This is a genomic window from Knoellia sp. S7-12, assembly GCF_040518285.1.
Lineage (GTDB): Bacteria > Actinomycetota > Actinomycetes > Actinomycetales > Dermatophilaceae > Knoellia.
On record NZ_CP155449.1, the window covers coordinates 1,305,779 to 1,322,177 of the forward strand.

General features: G+C 67.2%; 14 protein-coding genes. 6 read left to right on the top strand and 8 right to left on the bottom strand.

Translation table 11 applies throughout. From position 1 onward, the window contains the following. The first annotated feature begins 56 nt into the window (after window positions 1-56). The gene (locus V6K52_RS06335; protein WP_353953039.1) at window positions 57-1,208 is read left to right on the top strand and encodes an HD domain-containing protein; all 1,152 of its coding nucleotides are present in this window, start codon (window positions 57-59) and stop codon (window positions 1,206-1,208) included. Then, entirely contained in the window at window positions 1,205-2,494 is a 1,290-nt protein-coding gene (locus tag V6K52_RS06340; RefSeq protein ID WP_353953040.1) for an HD domain-containing phosphohydrolase, read from the top strand. Before V6K52_RS06335 ends, V6K52_RS06340 begins: the two co-directional genes overlap by 4 nt. 72 nt (window positions 2,495-2,566) lie before the next feature. On the opposite strand, the gene sodN is transcribed toward V6K52_RS06340, so the two are convergent. Then, a complete protein-coding gene (sodN, locus tag V6K52_RS06345; RefSeq protein WP_353953041.1) occupies window positions 2,567-2,968 on the bottom strand; it encodes a superoxide dismutase, Ni in 402 nt (133 codons plus the stop codon). A 66-nt stretch (window positions 2,969-3,034) separates the two neighbouring features. Next, window positions 3,035-3,394 carry a S24 family peptidase gene (locus tag V6K52_RS06350; RefSeq protein WP_353953042.1) on the bottom strand — a complete coding sequence of 120 codons (360 nt, stop codon included), beginning with the start codon at window positions 3,392-3,394 and terminating at the stop codon, window positions 3,035-3,037. A gap of 171 nt (window positions 3,395-3,565) precedes the next feature. Here V6K52_RS06350 and V6K52_RS06355 point away from each other — a divergent pair, with 171 nt between their 5' ends. Further along, the gene (locus tag V6K52_RS06355; RefSeq protein WP_353953043.1) at window positions 3,566-4,723 is read left to right on the top strand and encodes an NADP-dependent malic enzyme; all 1,158 of its coding nucleotides are present in this window, start codon (window positions 3,566-3,568) and stop codon (window positions 4,721-4,723) included. Between the two features lie 10 nt (window positions 4,724-4,733). On the opposite strand, the gene mmuM is transcribed toward V6K52_RS06355, so the two are convergent. Next, complete coding sequence (gene mmuM, locus V6K52_RS06360; protein ID WP_353953044.1) at window positions 4,734-5,618, bottom strand: homocysteine S-methyltransferase; 885 nt, start codon at window positions 5,616-5,618, stop codon at window positions 4,734-4,736. 49 nt (window positions 5,619-5,667) lie between these two features. Here mmuM and V6K52_RS06365 point away from each other — a divergent pair, with 49 nt between their 5' ends. After that, complete coding sequence (locus V6K52_RS06365; protein ID WP_353953045.1) at window positions 5,668-6,636, top strand: zinc-binding dehydrogenase; 969 nt, start codon at window positions 5,668-5,670, stop codon at window positions 6,634-6,636. A gap of 13 nt (window positions 6,637-6,649) precedes the next feature. Here V6K52_RS06365 and V6K52_RS06370 read toward each other — a convergent pair whose 3' ends face one another. The 5 genes from V6K52_RS06370 to V6K52_RS06390 form a co-directional block, all read right to left on the bottom strand. Continuing rightward, a complete protein-coding gene (locus tag V6K52_RS06370) occupies window positions 6,650-7,336 on the bottom strand; it encodes a GDSL-type esterase/lipase family protein (RefSeq protein ID WP_353953046.1) in 687 nt (228 codons plus the stop codon). A gap of 3 nt (window positions 7,337-7,339) precedes the next feature. Next, window positions 7,340-7,516 (bottom strand): DUF6104 family protein, encoded by a 177-nt coding sequence (locus V6K52_RS06375; RefSeq protein ID WP_353953047.1) that lies wholly within the window; start codon window positions 7,514-7,516, stop codon window positions 7,340-7,342. Between the two features lie 71 nt (window positions 7,517-7,587). Beyond that, the gene (locus tag V6K52_RS06380; protein ID WP_353953048.1) at window positions 7,588-11,520 is read right to left on the bottom strand and encodes a multifunctional oxoglutarate decarboxylase/oxoglutarate dehydrogenase thiamine pyrophosphate-binding subunit/dihydrolipoyllysine-residue succinyltransferase subunit; all 3,933 of its coding nucleotides are present in this window, start codon (window positions 11,518-11,520) and stop codon (window positions 7,588-7,590) included. A 237-nt stretch (window positions 11,521-11,757) separates the two neighbouring features. Beyond that, window positions 11,758-12,567, bottom strand: coding sequence for an ABC transporter permease subunit (locus tag V6K52_RS06385; protein ID WP_353953049.1), 810 nt, complete (start codon window positions 12,565-12,567; stop codon window positions 11,758-11,760). After that, on the bottom strand, window positions 12,564-13,544 hold the full coding sequence (locus V6K52_RS06390; protein WP_353953050.1) for an ABC transporter ATP-binding protein: 981 nt from the start codon (window positions 13,542-13,544) through the stop codon (window positions 12,564-12,566). The genes V6K52_RS06385 and V6K52_RS06390 overlap by 4 nt, the downstream gene beginning before the upstream one ends. 187 nt (window positions 13,545-13,731) lie before the next feature. Here V6K52_RS06390 and V6K52_RS06395 point away from each other — a divergent pair, with 187 nt between their 5' ends. Both V6K52_RS06395 and V6K52_RS06400 read left to right on the top strand, forming a co-directional pair. Continuing rightward, window positions 13,732-15,081: a hemolysin family protein gene (locus V6K52_RS06395; protein WP_353953051.1), complete on the top strand. Its 1,350-nt coding sequence runs from the start codon at window positions 13,732-13,734 to the stop codon at window positions 15,079-15,081. Further along, window positions 15,078-16,136, top strand: a complete 1,059-nt coding sequence (locus V6K52_RS06400) for a hemolysin family protein (RefSeq protein WP_353953052.1) — start codon at window positions 15,078-15,080, stop codon at window positions 16,134-16,136. Before V6K52_RS06395 ends, V6K52_RS06400 begins: the two co-directional genes overlap by 4 nt. Window positions 16,137-16,399: the final 263 nt, after the last annotated feature.

A 16,399-nucleotide genomic window follows, 5' to 3' on the forward strand; every position in this document is an offset into this window, starting at 1 on the left:
TGATCGCAACCTCGGGTCCACACGTCCGCGTGTGGATCTATATCGTCGCGACTTCCGTGGTTGCGATCGCGCTGGCGTTCCTGTGCATCCGCGAGTCGCCCCCGTTGAACGATGCCAGCGATCTGGCTGTCCTCGTGATCCTCGGTGCGGCCGGTTGGTGGTTGCCCGCAGCCGATGTCGGAGGTCGGGCCTCCGCAGCGGCATCTGACGTCGTCACGTTGGCCGCTGTCGCGATTCTTGGTCCCTTCGGAGCAGGATTGGTGGGGCTCACGACTGGTGTGTTCCGCCGAGGGCAGTGGCGTGTTCGGTGGTTCAACGCCGTCATGGGGGCGTGCTCTGCGATGTCGGCGGGTTTGGTCTACACCGCACTTGGTGGTTTCTTCGACTCGTCCAACCTTCGTGGCCTGGACGAATTGAGTCTCAGGGTTGGCGGTCCCCTTGTCGTGGCGGGGGCCGTGTTCTTGGTGATCAACGCCCTGCTTCTCTCTGGAATCGTCCGGCTCAGCAATGGCATTCCGGTGCGCCTCCAACTGATCAGCCTCATGTCCGGTACGGGACTCACCCAGCTCGGGTATGCAGTCATCGCCTTCATCGTGGTGATTCTCTGGATGCCGGCCGGGATGGAAGAGGTTTCGGTACTCGTGGTTCTGGCGCCGCTCATGGGTGCGCGATGGGCGCTCCTCCTCTACGGGGAGGAACGCCATGCGCGGGAGCGTGCGTTGGGCGCACTGGTGGCCGCCATCGAGACTCGGGACCCGAGTTTGGAGGGCCACAGCGGTCGGGTGTCGACTCTGGCAGCGGGGATGGCTCAGGATCTTGGTCTGGGTCCGCAGGCGGTCGCTGACGTTCGTACCGCGGGCCTTCTGCACGATCTCGGTCGTGTGGTTGTGGCTCCGGGTACCGAAGGGCCCGGAGCGGAAGCGGCTGCCCAGCGCGGCTTGGCGATGTTGCGCGACCTTCCTTTCCTTGAGGGTGCCTCCGCAGTGATGAGTGAGGTCGCACTGCCGGGCTCAAAGTCACTCGGTGCTGAGATCGTTCACGCAGCTGACGACTTCGATCTGATGCGTATGGGGCCTGATGCCGTGCCGGCTCAGGTGGCCATCTCGCGCCTCAGGGATGCCTCAGGTCCAGGGCACGAAGCGGTACTTGATGCCCTCATCCGGGTCGCGACCCTGCGTGAGTCACAGGTTGATGAGGTGGGCGTGTGAGGCGCCCGCAGCTCAGGGCCGAACCGGTGGTGCTCTTTCTCGCAGCTGTCACAGTCGTCTGGTCCCTGGCGACCGAACACGCCACGATCATCGACTCCATCAAAGAACATCGGTCGGTCTTCGTTGCCTTTCCAGTGGCCATCGTTGTGGGTGAGTTCTTCAGGGTGCGTATGCCGTCCGGTCGGGTGGTGGCTCCGGTGGCGACAGCGTCCGCGATCGCGTTGGCGGTTCTTGGACCGGTTTACGGACAACCAACGTTCGACGTTTCCGCGGGAGTCATCAGCCTCGTTGTCTCTGCGGCTTTGAGTGTTGGGCTGCTTCTGCGACGAATCACGGGTCGCGCTTCCGAGTGGTACATCGTTGCTGCCCGCACCATCGCAGTAGGCGTCACTGCCGCAGTCCTGCGCGCCCCGTCGTTCGGGGGTGGCGGCGCTTGGGCGTGGCTGTTGGATCCAGGCCGCCCGGAGTGGCTTGTCGCTCTCGTGATGATGGGTGCAGCAGCCGCGGGACTCTATGTCGACTTGGTTCTCACCGGCCTGGTGCGGGCCAAGCGACGAGCGCTGCCGGTGGCGAGCACTCTCCGTGAGGAGCTGGGGGAGGCGCAGGCGCTCACCCTGGGTGTACTGGCGGCCGGACCTCTGGTGGCGTTCCTGGCTCCGGTCGTGGGCCTGGCATCGCTGCCCTTGGGCCTGCTGCCGATGGTGCTGACGTACTTCGCGGTGCGCCGCTACACGACGAACCGCGAGACCTACCGGCAGACGATTGCCACTCTGTCCCGCCTCACCGAGGTCGCTGGATATACCCCGACAGGGCATGCCTCTCGAGTGGCTGCTCGCTCGGTGAGCATCGCGCGCTCCATGGGAATGCACGCTGAGGACGTCCAAGAGCTTGAGTACGCCGCCTTGCTCCATGACCTCGGTCAGGTCGGGCTGAGGTCCCCGATCCCTGACGGGGCAACGGTTCTCGCGGCACCTGCTGACCAGCGAAGGATCGCGTCCGAGGGGGCCCGCATCGTGCGTCGCACCGAGGTCCTCGACCGGGTCGCCGACCTCATGGAGGGACAGACAACACCCTTTCGCCACGTGCGCGAATGGGGCGAGAAGGTGCCGTTGGAGAGTCGCATCATCAAGGTCTCCAACGCCTTTGACGATTTCTCGCACGGTCGGGCCGACGCTACGTCCATCGACGCGGCCTTGGAGCGGATCCACTTGGGGCTGGGATACGAGTACGACCCAGAAGTCGTCGAGGCGCTCATCCGCTCAGTGAAGATGACGCCACCCACCTGACAGGTGGCAGCACGTCGAAGGCCCCGGCACACACCGTGTGCCGGGGCCTTGGATCATGAGTCGCTGTCGCGGTCAGGCCTTCTTGGTCTCCTTGAAGATCCTGTCGATCTCGTCGATCTTTGCGAGCAGCTCGTCGGCCTTGGCGGCGTCGAACTCACCCTTGGTGCCCGAGGCGCCGGCCAACTTGGTGGCCTCGTTGATGAGGGTGTGCAGGTCGGGGTACTTCTCGAAGTGCGGCGGCTTGAAGTAGTCGGTCCACAGCACCCAGAGGTGCTCCTTGACGAGCTGCGAGCGCTGCTCCTTGATGAGCACGGCGCGGGTACGGAAGTCGGGATCGTCGTTGTCGGCGACCTTGGCAATGATCCCCTTGATCGACTCCGCCTCGATGCGGGCCTGAGCGGGGTCATAGACGCCACAGGGCAGGTCGCAGTGGGCGCTGACATCGGTGATGCTGAACAGACTGGGGAGGCGCATGAACGTCCCTTTCGTTGGGCTGAGTTGTGGCCACTTCCCAACCTACAACGACGCGACCAGCCAGGGTCAGGGCGTATGCCGTGTGGTCACCCTGCCGGGTCGGGGATAAACCCGTGCCACGACTACCGCGACGACGTCGGATTGGTCGAGGGACCCCACCTCGAAGGACGTCACGCCCTCACGGGGATTGTCGGAGTCGAGCCACCACCTGTCGGGGGCGTCCGGGTCGACACCGCTGACTCGCTTGATCGAGAGCGGCCGCGAGGCACCTGTGGCGTCGGGCGGAAGGCGAACGACGGCCACGACGCCGGGACGGACACGGGAACCCCACAGGGCGAGCAGGAGGTCACCCTCAAGCAGGGTCGGCTCCATGGACCGGCCACGCACCCGCACGACACGGGGACGGGGAATCGACCGGAGGCGCACGCGCTGATTGTGGCATTGCGCACGCGCCGAGAGCGGGACGGACTGTCTCGGAGCGTGCGAGGATGGCCGAGCGCGGCACACCTCCCGCCTCTCGACGTCCCCCACCCGGGACTCGGCCCGTCGCACCGACCTTCTCGGTAGCGCATGTTCTTTCTGTTGGGAGCCACCGTCATGTCTGCGTCCCCGTTGCACTCGAGCTTCGACTTCGAAGGTCCCGTCTTCCGGGCCCACGAAGGCGGGAAGCTCGGCGTACACGCGACGCAGCCGCTGCGGGATCGTGACGACCTGTCCTTGCTCTACACACCCGGTGTGGCCGACGTCTGCCGCGCGATCGCCGAGGACCCCAGCCTCTCGGCCCGCTACACAGCGCGTCGCAACACCGTCGCGGTGATCACGGATGGCACGGCAGTCCTTGGGCTCGGCGACATCGGTCCTCTGGCCGCCATGCCGGTGATGGAGGGCAAGGCGATCCTCTTCAAGCACTTCGGCGAGATCGACGCTGTGCCCGTGTGCATGGAGACCGGAACCGTCGAGGAGCTCGTTGACGCGATCGCCCGCATCGCACCGTCCTACGGCGGCATCAACCTCGAGGACATCTCGGCTCCGCGCTGCTTCGAGATCGAGGCGCAGCTCAAGGAGCGCCTCGACATCCCCGTCTTCCACGACGACCAGCACGGCACGGCGATCGTCGTGCTCGCCGGGCTCATCAACGCAGCCAAAGTCGTCGGTCGCTCCCTGCCCGAGCTCCGGGTCGTCGTCGCGGGTGCCGGAGCGGCCGGCGTTGCCGTGACCGGGCTCCTCCAACGGGCTGGAGTGCGTGACGTCGTCGTGTGCGACTCGAGAGGCATCATCTCGCCGACCCGCACCGACCTCACTGGGCACAAGCACCGCATCGCGGCCTCCACGAACCCTCGCGGCTTGTCGGGCCAGATCGCGACCGCACTCGTCGACGCCGATGTCTATGTCGGTGTCTCCGGTGGCACGGTGCCCGAGGCCGAGATCGCGAAGATGGCGCCGAGCTCGATCATCTTCGCGCTCGCGAACCCGGACCCCGAGGTGCACCCCGATGTCGCACACCGGCATGCCGCCGTGGTTGCCACGGGCCGGTCGGACTTCCCGAACCAGATCAACAACGTCCTGGCGTTCCCGGGCATCTTCCGGGGAGCACTCGACTCGGGCGCGAGCCAGATCACCGAAGCAATGAAGCTTGCTGCGGCCGAGGCCATTGCAGCGATGGTGCCCGAACCCACGGCCGACGAGATCGTGCCGAGCGTCTTCGCGCCAGGTGTCGCTGACACCGTCGCGGCCGCAGTGGCTCAGCTCGCCTGACCCGCACCGCTCACACGCGGACGGCGTCCGCGATCCCGTGGATGCCGTCCGCATCGATGCCGCAGCAGCCACCGATGAAGCGTGCTCCGAGGTCGCTCCAACGCTGCACCGTTGCTGGTGCGAACTGCGCGGATCCGTCCTCCGTCCAGGTCTTCGTGCCGGGGTCGTACGTCGCACCCGCGTTGGGGTAGATGACGTACGGCACGCTGGGGTCCGCTGTCTCGAGGAGCTCGTCAATGTGCTGTGGCGCAGTGCAGTTCACTCCGACGGCGACGGCCGCGCTGCCCGCGACGGCAACGGCCTCGGCGAACGGTGCGCCTCCGGTGAGCCGCGCACCGCTGGCTCCGGAGAAGGACACCCAGTAGGGCAGGTCTGGAGCGATGTCGGTGAGCAGGTCGACCACCACCTCGGCTTCGAGGACCTCGGGGATGGTCTCGATCGCCACGAGATCTGGCTCGGCCGCGACGAGCCGCTCCAGTCGGCGTGCGTGGAACTCTCGCAACGTGGCCCGGCTCACGGCCGGGTAGCCGGTGTACTCGGAGCCGTCGGCCAGATGGGCCCCATAGGGACCGACGGATGCAGCGACGAGGGCCCGGCTGTCGGCACCTTGACGCGCCAGGCGAATCGAGGCGTCGAGGTCGGCGTCGCACTCCTCCTCGGTCAACCCGGCGGCGACATACCCCGCGTAGCTCGCCTGGTACGACGCGCTGATGACGATCTCGGCCCCAGCGTCGACGAAGGACCGGTGCACGGCGACCACCTCCAAGGGGGCCACCCGCAGGAGCCGGGCAGACCAGAGGCGCCCCGACAGGTCGTGGCCGCGCGCCTCCAGTGCGGTCGCGAAGCCGCCGTCGAGGACGACCGGACTGGCTCGGTGCAATGCGTCGATGGTCATGGCCACATCGTCGCACTGCCCGACAAGGGCCATGGGTAGGGTCACACTCATGCTCGCCGCCTACGCCGTCTCCCAGTCCGCCGCAGACCCGCTCTCAGGCCTCGAGGTGGGGGAGCGGCCCGATCCCGAGGCGCGCGACGGCTGGGTCGTCGTCGATCTCAAGACGAGTGCTCTCAATCACCACGACGTCTGGTCGTTGCGTGGCGTCGGACTGGCTGCCGACCGGTTGCCCATGGTCCTGGGGTGTGACGCTGCGGGCATCGACCCGGACGGCAACGAGGTCCTCATCCACGCAGTCATCCCCTCTGACGGCTGGCATGGAGACGAGACCCTCGACCCCCGCCGAACCCTGCTCTCAGAACTGCACGACGGCACTCTGGCAACCAAGGTCGCCGTCCCCCGTTCCAACCTCGTGCCCAAGCCGGCGGAGCTCAGTTGGGAGCAGGCCGCCTGCCTACCGACCGCCTGGCTCACGGCATACCGGATGCTTTTCACGAACTCGCAGGTGCAGCCCGGAGGCACGGTCCTCGTCCAGGGGGCGGCCGGCGGCGTCGCCACGGCGCTCGTCCAGCTCGGCGCCGCAGCCGGCATCCGTGTGTGGGTGACCAGCCGTGATGAGGCCAAGGGCCAGCAGGCGGTCACGCTCGGTGCCGACCGCGCCTTCGCCTCGGGTGAGCGCCTTCCCGAACGCGTCGATGCCGTCATGGAGACAGTCGGCGCCGCGACGTGGTCGCACTCGGTCAACGCTCTTCGCCCGGGTGGGACGATCGTCATCTCGGGCGCGACCTCGGGCGATGCTCCGGCCAAGGCCGAACTCACCAAGATCTTCTTCAAGCAGTTGCGCGTCGTCGGATCGACCATGGGCACACGCGACGAGCTCCAGAAGCTGGCGAAGTTCGTTGTGGCGCAGGACATCGAGCCCCTCATCGACTCCGTCATCCCGCTCGCTGACGCGCGCGAGGGCTTCGCCAAGATGGTCGACGGTCAGGTCACGGGCAAGGTGGTGTTCACCGCGTGAACGGGCCTCGGGTTCAGATCTGGAGCCACTCGTTCCAGCCGTTGTGCAGGACGAGCCACGCGATGAGGCCGTAGCCCGCCTGGCCGGGGTGGTGGCCGTCGCGGCTCGCCGCGAGTTCGGAACGCCACTGGTCGTGCCCGAGCAGCGGTCGGAAGCAGTCGACGAACGGGACTGAGCGCCGTGCGCACACGTCGGCCTGCGCCTCGACGAGGACGGCCAGCTTCTCGTTGAACGCGTCGTCACTGGTTGGGGGGCTGCTCACGACGAATGCCGAGACGCCGTTGCTGGCAGCCTCGTCGAGGACGTTGGCGAGATTGAGACGGTGGCGCGCCAGGGTCACTCCGGCGGCGATGTCGTTGGCGCCGAACGAGATCACGAGCCGTCGCTCGCTACGTGACTTCCAGCGCGGCGGGCACTCACGGTGCCACTGTGCGAGGACGTCACCGCTCGTCTGGCCGCGGATGCCGAGGTTGTATGCCGTGAACTCCACCTCTGGGTGCGAGGTGCGCCCGACGACGCGAGTCACCCATCCCTGTCCCTTGGGGTCGCCGACACCGGCCACCATGGAGTCGCCCATGAAGACGATGGCGACGTCACGGGGGCCTTCTCCGGGCACGCTGAACTCCGCGCTCGGTCGGAACTCGATGTCGCTGGGGGAGTCCTCTGGGGAGGAGTCCGGTCGGGGGATCTGGTCGGTCATGGTTCAGTCGTCCTCATCATCGAGCCGAGCCAGCCAGGTGGCGAGCCGCTCGACGGGTGTCTCGAAATCGGGGTTCAGGTCCACGAAGGTGCGCAACTGTTCGGCGAGCCAGGCCAAGGTGACCTCTTCGTCGCCTCTGCGCGTCTCGAGTTCCTCGATCCCTCTGTCGGTGAAGTACACCAAGGCACCCTAACGCGCGGACGCGGCCCCATCCGTGAGGACCGGGCCGCGCCGTGCTGTGCGTGTGACGGTCAGCGGTTGAAGGCCTGCGCCACGAGGTCGGCCTGCTCTTCCTGGTGCTTTTTGTTGGACCCGGTGGCAGGGGAGGCCGACGCCTTGCGTGACAGGACCCGCAGCGAGCGTTGGACGCCGTGCTCGGCCAGAGCGTCCGGCAGGTTGAGAGCGAGGAACGGCCACGCGCCCTGGTTCTTGGGCTCGTCCTGAACGACGACGAGCTCGGCCTCGGGGTACTTGGCCAACTCGTCGGCGAGCTCCTTGCCGGGCAGCGGGTAGTACTGCTCCATGTGCAGGATCGCGGTGCTCGTGTCGCCTCGCTTGGCCCGCTCGGCCTCGAGCTCGTGCACGGCCTTGCCGGCCGCGAGGAGCACCCGGTCAACGGTGCCGCTCGTCGCGCCCTCGCGGTCCGGGAGGATCGGACGGAACGTGCCGGTCGTGAAGTCCTCGGGCATGCTCGAAGCTGCCTTGAGGCGGAGCATCGACTTCGGGGTGAAGACGATGAGCGGTCGACGCGGACGGGCGTAGGCCTGACGACGCAGCAGGTGGAAATACGACGCTGGTGTCGTCGGGTAGGCGACCGTCATGTTGTTCTCGGCGCACATCTGCAGGAACCGCTCGATCCGTGCGGAGGAGTGGTCCGGTCCCTGGCCTTCGTAGCCGTGGGGGAGCAGGAGCACGACGGAGGAACGCTGGCCCCACTTCTGCTCCGAGCTGCTGATGAACTCGTCGATGATCGTCTGCGCGCCGTTGAGGAAGTCACCGAACTGGGCCTCCCAGAGGACGAGAGCATCGGGCCGCTCGACGGAGTAGCCGTACTCGAAGCCCAGGGCTGCGAACTCGGAGAGGAGGGAGTCGTAGATCCAGAACCGGCCCTGGCCCTCGCCCAGGTAGAGCAGCGGAGTCCACTCGAGCGCCGTCTCCTTGTCGATGAGGACGGCGTGGCGCTGCACGAAGGTGCCGCGACGGCTGTCCTGGCCCGCGAGGCGCACAGGGGTGCCGTCCTTGAGAAGTGAGCCGAAGGCGAGGAGTTCGCCCGTGGCCCAGTCGATACCACCCTGACTGATGCTGCCGACGCGCTTGTCGAGCATCTGCTGCAGCTTCGGGTGGACCGTGAAGCCGTGCGGCGGGTTGGCGAAGACCTCACCGATCGCCTTGAGCTCCTCGGGCGAGATCGCCGTCTCCGTCGCGGACCGGGTCGTGGCATCGGCCGTCTGGGCCGTGGGCGGCTCAAGGCCGGTGTGACCCTCGACGTCGGTGCCCGTGTAGTTGTCGTCGGCGGCCTTGGCAGCCTTGGCGGCGTCGGCTTCGTTCTGCTTGAGAGCTTCCTTGGTCTCGACGAAGACCCGCTCGAGCTGCTGCTGGTAGTCGCGCAGGGCGGCCTCGGCGTCTTCGACTGTGATGTCACCGCGGCCGATGAGGGACTCGGTGTAGAGCTTGCGGACGCTGCGCTTGGCCTCGATGAGGCTATACATCAGCGGCTGGGTCATCGACGGGTCGTCGCCCTCGTTGTGGCCGCGGCGGCGGTAGCAGACCATGTCGATGACGACGTCCTTGGCGTACTCCTTGCGGAACTCGTAGGCGAGTTCGGCGACGCGCACGCACGCCTCCGGGTCGTCACCGTTGACGTGGAAGATCGGCGCCTGGATCATCCGCGCTACATCGGTGGAATAGGTGGAGGACCGCGAGGAGCTCGGTGACGTCGTGAAACCGACCTGGTTGTTGATGACGACGTGGACCGTGCCGCCGGTGCGGTAGCCGCGCAGCTGCGACAGGTTGAGCGTCTCGGCGACGACTCCCTGACCCGCGAAGGCCGCGTCACCGTGCAGGAGGACGGGCAGAACGGTGAAGTCCTCACCGGCGAGGTTGAGGCGGTCCTGCTTGGCGCGCACGATGCCCTCGAGCACCGGGTTGACGGCCTCGAGGTGAGACGGGTTGGCGGCGAGGTAGACCTTGGTCGTCGCGCCACTCTCGGCGGTGAAGGTGCCCTCGGTGCCGAGGTGGTACTTGACGTCACCCGAGCCCTGCACGGACTTGGGGTCCTGCTTGCCCTCGAACTCGCGGAAGATCTGGCTGTAGGACTTGCCGGCGATGTTGGCGAGCACGTTGAGGCGGCCGCGGTGCGGCATGCCGATGCAGACCTCGTCGAGGTCGTCCTGCGCCGCGAGCGACAGGACTCGGTCGAGGAGGGCGATGACAGACTCGCCGCCCTCGAGCGAGAAGCGCTTCTGGCCGACGAACTTGGTCTGCAGGAACGTCTCGAACGCCTCGGCGGCGTTGAGCCGACGCAGGATCTGCAGCTGCTCCTCGCGGGTCGTCTTCGCGTAGCCGACCTCGATCTTGGACTGGATCCACTCGCGCTGCTCGGGGTCCTGGATGTGCATGTACTCGACGCCGATGCTGCGGCAGTAGCTGTCCCGCAGGATGCCGAGGATCTTGCGCAGCTTGAGGAACGGCTGGCCACCGAAGCCACCCGTGGCAAAGAACCGGTCGAGGTCCCACAGGGTCAGGCCGTGGCTCGTGACATCGAGGTCCTGGTGGCGACGCTGCTTGTATTCGAGCGGGTCGGTGTCAGCCATGAGGTGACCGCGCACGCGATACGCATGGATGAGCTCCTGGACGCGCGAAACCTTGTTGATGTCGTCGTCGTGGGACGCCGAGATGTCCTGGACCCAACGCACCGGCTCGTAGGGGATGCGCAGGCTCTCGAAGATCTCGTCGTAGAAGCCGTTCTCGCCGAGGAGGAGCTGGTGGATGACACGCAGGAACTCACCGGACTGGGCGCCCTGGATGATCCGGTGGTCGTAGGTGCTCGTCAGCGTGAGGATCTTGGAGACGGCGTTGCGGTTGAGCGTCTCGTCGCTCGCACCCTGCCACTCGGCGGGGTAGTCCATCGCACCGACGCCGACGATCGCGCCCTGACCGGACATGAGGCGGGGGACGGAGTGGACCGTGCCGATGCCACCCGGGTTGGTGAGCGAGATCGACGTGCCCTGGAAGTCCTCGACGGTGAGCTTGGCGCCGCGGGCCTTCTTGACCATCTCCTCGTAGGCCGTCCAGAAGTGGGCGAAGTCCATCGTCTCGGCTGCCTTGATCGAGGGCACGAGCAGCTGGCGCGTGCCATCGGGCTTCTCGAGGTCGATCGCCAGACCGAAGTTCACGTGGGCCGGCGTCACCAGGACCGGCTTGCCCTTCTCGTCGGTGCCGTAGCCCGCGTTCATGGCGGGCATGGCGCCGAGCGCCTTGACCACGGCGAAGCCGATGAGGTGGGTGAAGCTGACCTTGCCGCCGCGCGAGCGGGCGAGGTGGTTGTTGATGACGATCCGGTTGTCGACGAGCAGCTTGGCCGGGACGGCGCGCACGCTCGTCGCGGTCGGGACCGTCAGCGAGGCCTCCATGTTGGTGACGACCCGGGCGCTGGCTCCACGGATCGGCGAGGTCTCGGGTGCGTTGACGGCACCTTCGCCCTTGGTCGCGCCGGCCTCACGAGGCTTGGGGGCCTCGGACTTGGTGTCGCTGTTGGCTTCGCCCGACCTGGGCGCATTTGTCTTGGCGGCGCTTGTTGTGGGGGCGGCAGCCTTGGGCGCGGCAGCCTCAGCCTTGGGCGCGGGAGTCGCAGCCTTGGGGGCAGCAGGGGCAGCGGGAGCCTTGGTTGTCGGCGCGGGCGCCTTGGTTGTCGGCGCGGGCGCCTTGGTTGTCGGCGCGGGCGCCGCGGTCTTGGGTGCTGCAGCCGGGGGCGTTGCTGCGGGCGTCGCGTCGGTGCTCCTCGTGGTCACGCCGTTGCCAGATCCTGGGCGGGCCTTCGTGGGGTCGTAGTCAGCGAAGAAGTCCCACCACGCCTTGTCGACCGAGTTCTTGTCCTTCTGGTACTGCTCGAAGAGCTCGTCCACCAGCCACTCGTTGGGTCCGAAGGCTGTCAGGGGGTCGTTCGATGCGGGCTGGTCAGGCACGGCGATTACGCCTCTTTCTGCGTGTTGAATTCAGAGTTCACGTGTTCAGCCAGCCTATCGCTCCGACCCCCGCCGCTCAGCGTCGGTCCAGCACGCCTGAGCGAGCGTGTCACGACACGAAAACGAGCCGGTATGCCGTGTGGCCCGCACACGGCATACCAGCTCGTTTTTTCCTGACCCCACCGTGGGGGGCGCCGGCCCCTGAATTCCGGCGCCCGCACCCACGGCGGGGAGGTTCTAGGAGATGTCCTGACGGACGGTGCGCCAGGTGCCGATGGCGCTGAGGACGGCGGCGTAGGCAGCGAGTACCAGAGCGGCCGCCCACCAGGTGAGGGGCTGCACCGCGTTGTCCCCGCCCTGCGTGACTCCGCTGACCATCGCGCTCGTTGCCTGGCTCGGCATGAACTTGGCCACGTGCTCCTGACCGAAGTCCCAGAACGTCAGCGCGAAGCCAGCGAGTGGCTCGATGATCTGCGCTGTCCCGACCGCGATCAGCAGGGCAGCGACCTGGTTGGGGATCAGGATGCCGACCCCCAAGCCGATGAGAGCCCAGAGGCCGAGCACGAGCAGACTCAGGGCCAGTGCTCGCAGGATCTCCGCGCTGGGGAAGGGATCAAACCCGCGTGACTGCAGGACGATGGCCCCTGCGACGACCGAACCGAGGAGCGAGATCAGGCCGTAGACGGCGCCGATCCCGAGCAGCGCCACGACCTTCGCCAGCATGACCCGGATGCGTCGGGGCGTGCTGAGGAAGGTGCTTGTCACGGTCTTGTGGCGGTACTCCGAGCCGATCTGCATGATGCCGATGACCAGGGTGAGTGTGTAGCCGATGGTCAGACCGGAGGTGTAGACGCTGTTGGCGATCTGAAGCGGGCTGCCCGTGGGCTGGCCCGATGCGATCGACTCCGGAGTCGGTGGAATGGTGAGCAGGAAGCCAAAGAGCACAGCGAACAGGGCGGCCGCGACGAACATGGCGATCGCCAGGCCCCACCACAGGCGGGTGGTGAAGAACTTGAGGAACTCGGACTTGATGACGGCGCCCATCATGCGTTCACCCCTTCCTGGCCGGCGACGGCATCGGACTCGCTCGGGGCAGCGATGCCACCCCCGAGGTTGCGGTTGGTGCCCTCGGTGAGCTCGAAGAAGAGCGCCTCGAGATCGGCCTTGCGGTCACGCAGCTCCCAGATGGGAAGCCCCGCACGCAGAGCCACGTCACCGACGAGACGCTTGTCGGTGGTCTCGACGATGAGCTCGCCGTCGGTGCCGGGGGAGGACAGGACATCGGCCACCCGCAACGCGCCGGCGAGCTGCTCGGGATCCGACGTGCGCACGATCGTGGATGGAGCGCCGCGCAGCTCGGACATGGCGCCGGAGCGGACCATGCGTCCATTGGCGATGATGACGACGTCGTCGACCGTGGCCTCGACCTCCTGGAGGAGGTGGCTCGAGACGAGGATCGTCTTGCCCTCACTGCTGAGATGGCGCAGGAAACCCCGCAACCAGCGGATGCCCTCGGGGTCGAGACCGTTGGAGGGCTCGTCGAGGATGAGGACCCGGGGGTCTCCCAGCAGGGCAGCGGCGAGACCGAGGCGCTGGCGCATCCCCATCGAGTACTCACCAGCGCGCTTGCGCGAAGCAGCAGGTATGCCGGTCAGCTCGAGGAGCTCGTCGACGCGGCTGTCGGGCAGGCCGCCTGCGGCGGCGAGGACCCGCAGGTGGTCGCGACCGGTGCGACCCGGGTGGAAGTTGGTGGCCTCGAGGGCCGAGCCGACGATGGACTGCGGCTGATCGAGGTCGTGGTACTTCTGACCGTCGATCGTCGCCGTGCCCGAGGTCGGGTGGATGAGCCCGAGGAGCATCCGCAGGCTGGTCGTCTTGCCGGCGCCGTTGGGGCCGAGGAAGCCGGTGATCCGGCCGGGTTCGACCTGAAAGCTCAACTGGTCAACGGCGGTGAAGGACCCGAAGGTCTTGGTGAGGTCACGCACTTCGATGCGTGCCCCGGTGGTCGTCGTCGCGGCGGTCATCGAGCGCCGCCCCCCTGGTGCTGAAGTCTGGCCATGCGCCAAGTCTGGCAGGCTCACGCCGCGTGAGGGTCAACCGTGCGGTGGAGTCGAGGTCCACCCCGAGGATGACGTTGTCGCAATGACATTCTCGGGTCGCCAAGGTGCCGCGTCCCGGACGGCGCGTGGTCATCCCTAGGATGGGAGCACTATGACCGAGTGGTTACTCGTCCTCGCCGGCATTGCGCTGACGCTGGGGACCGCCCTGTTCGTTGCTGCCGAGTTCGCGCTGGTCGCACTCGACCGGCCCAGTGTCGAGAAGGCTATCGAGCGCGGCGACGTGCGCGCGCGCTCCGTGCTCACGTCCCTGCGGGCCCTGTCGACCCAGCTCTCCGCATCACAGGTCGGGATCACCCTGACGACGCTGGTGCTCGGCTTCCTGGCCAATCCCTCGATCGGCAAGTTGCTCCTCGGCCCGCTCCAGTCGCTCGGACTGGACGAGGCCCTCGCTGAGCGCGTGTCCTCGGTCCTCGCCCTGTTCCTGGCCACGATCTTCTCGATGATCATCGGGGAGATGGTGCCCAAGACCCTCGCGATCTCGACACCCCTGGCCACGGCCAAATGGGTCGCGGGACCGGTCCGGTGGTTCGCGCTCGCGTTCAAGCCGTTCATCCACGTCCTCAACGGCACGGCAAACTCTGCCCTGCGCGCCATGGGTGTCGAGCCGCAGGAGGAGCTGTCCGCCGCCCGTAGTCCCGCGGAGCTTGCGTCGCTCGTGCGGACCTCCGCCGAGGCCGGAACTCTCGACCTCGGGACAGCGCGCCTGGTCACCGCCTCACTCACGTTCGGTGTCCAGACCGCTGCCGACGTCATGACGCCGCGCTCACGGGCCACCGCCATCGACCGCTCCGCCTCGGCGCGCGAATGCGTGGAGCTCGCGAGGCAGACCGGCCACTCGCGCTTCCCGGTCATCGACGACGACTGGGACGACGTCGACGGAGTGGTCCATGTCAAGAAGGCCATCGCGGTTCCTCACGAACGCCGTGACGACGTCCCAGTGTCTGCGCTCATGACACCGCCGCTGGTCGTTCCAGAGAGCATTCGCCTCGATCCACTTCTGATCCATCTGCGCGACAGCGGTCAGCAGTTCGCGATCGTCGTGGACGAGTACGGCGGCACCTCTGGTGTCGTCACTCTCGAGGACCTTGTCGAGGAGATCGTCGGAGAGGTGTCCGACGAACACGACCGCAGCCAGACCACTGGCCGGCAGATGACCGACGGTTCCTGGACCGTTCCGGGACTGTGGCGACCCGACGAGGTCAAGCGACGCACGGGAATCGAGATCCCCGAGGGACCGGCATACGAGACCGTCGCTGGCTTCCTCATGTCCGAGCTCGGGCGCGTGCCCGAGGTCGGGGACGTGGTCGAGCTCCCGGGGTGGCGCATCACGGTTGTCGACATGGAGTCGCGTCGGGTCGATCGCCTGCGCTTCACCTCCGTCCCCGTTGAGGGCGATGCCCCGACGTACTCGCCTGACGAGGAAGAGGGGGCGCCAGCATGAGCCTTGGAACCATCCTCATCACCATCGTCCTGCTGCTCGCCAACGCATTCTTCGTCGGCGCCGAGTTCGCCGCGATGTCGGCCCGGCGCAGTCAGCTCGAACCTCTCGCAGAGGAGGGCAGCCGTCGCGCCCGTACCGCGCTTGATGCCATGTCCCGCACCGGGATCCTGCTCGCGACGGCGCAACTCGGGATCACGGTCTGCTCCGTGCTCCTGGGTGCTGTCTCGGAGTCGGCGCTCCACCACGCCCTGGTCGGCCCGGTCGAAGCGCTCGGCGCCCCCGCGGCTGTTGCCGACATCCTGGCGCTCGTGCTGGCTCTGCTGATCGTCGTGTTCCTCCACGTCGTCGTGGGCGAGATGATCCCCAAGAACCTCTCGATCGCGACGCCCGAGCGGGCAGCCATCGCCCTCGTGCCGGCCCTGGTCATGGTGTCCAAGGTCGTCAAGCCGATCATCAGCGTCATGGACTGGTTCTCCAAAGTGCTCGTGCGCGCGCTGGGCGTCGACCCGAAGGACGAGCTTGCGTCGGCGTTCACCGCGGAGGAGGTCGCCCAAATCCTCTCCGAGTCACACAAGGAAGGGCTCGTTGAGGCAGATCAGTACGGCCTCCTCGGCGCCGCCCTCGAATTCAGTGACAAGGACGCCCGGGATGTCGGTGTCCCGCTCGACAAGCTCGTGACGGTGGGCATTGATGCCACCCCCGACGGCATCGAGCGTCTCGTGGCGCGTCACGGCTTCTCGCGGTTCCCCGTCGTGGACGCGGGAGGAACGCTCTCGGGCTACCTCCACCTCAAGGACGTCCTGTTCGCCGACGAGGAGGAGCGGCACCAACCGGTGCCCTCGAAGCGCATCCGCAAGATGGCAAATGTGCGCCCGGGCGACGAAGTCGAGTCGGTGCTCGCCACGATGCAGCGGACGGGGTCACACCTGGCGCGAGTCATCGCCGACGACGGCGGGGTCATCGGGGTCGTCTTCCTGGAGGACGTGATCGAGGAACTGGTCGGAGAGGTCACCGACTCGTCCCACGGCAGTCGTGGGCCCCGCCAGCGCGGCTGAGTCGAGGTCAGGGCTCGGCCCGTGTGGTTCAGCACTGCACGGACCTCCGGCCCGGACCCGGTGTGGTCCAGCACAGCACGGACCTTCGGTCCTGAACCTGCCCTCGACTGCGTCCGGGCTGCTCTGTGATGCCCCCGCCGGCGCTCTCACTTCGTTCGAGCGCCTGTTGCTTCTGCCGGGGGCACCAAACGAGGGGTGCCCCCGTCGGCGCTCTCACTTCGTTCGAGCGCCTGTTGCTTCTGCCGTGGGCGCCAAACGACGAA

Excerpts from the sequence above, each read along its gene's own strand:
- sodN (WP_353953041.1), bottom strand. The coding sequence starts at position 2,968 with ATGCGCCTCCCCAGTCTGTTCAGCATCACCGATGTCAGCGCCCACTGC.
- V6K52_RS06355 (WP_353953043.1), top strand. The coding sequence starts at position 3,566 with ATGTCTGCGTCCCCGTTGCACTCGAGCTTCGACTTCGAAGGTCCCGTC.
- mmuM (WP_353953044.1), bottom strand. The coding sequence starts at position 5,618 with ATGACCATCGACGCATTGCACCGAGCCAGTCCGGTCGTCCTCGACGGC.
- V6K52_RS06365 (WP_353953045.1), top strand. The coding sequence starts at position 5,668 with ATGCTCGCCGCCTACGCCGTCTCCCAGTCCGCCGCAGACCCGCTCTCA.
- V6K52_RS06370 (WP_353953046.1), bottom strand. The coding sequence starts at position 7,336 with ATGACCGACCAGATCCCCCGACCGGACTCCTCCCCAGAGGACTCCCCC.
- V6K52_RS06385 (WP_353953049.1), bottom strand. The coding sequence starts at position 12,567 with ATGATGGGCGCCGTCATCAAGTCCGAGTTCCTCAAGTTCTTCACCACC.
- V6K52_RS06390 (WP_353953050.1), bottom strand. The coding sequence starts at position 13,544 with ATGACCGCCGCGACGACGACCACCGGGGCACGCATCGAAGTGCGTGAC.
- V6K52_RS06395 (WP_353953051.1), top strand. The coding sequence starts at position 13,732 with ATGACCGAGTGGTTACTCGTCCTCGCCGGCATTGCGCTGACGCTGGGG.
- V6K52_RS06400 (WP_353953052.1), top strand. The coding sequence starts at position 15,078 with ATGAGCCTTGGAACCATCCTCATCACCATCGTCCTGCTGCTCGCCAAC.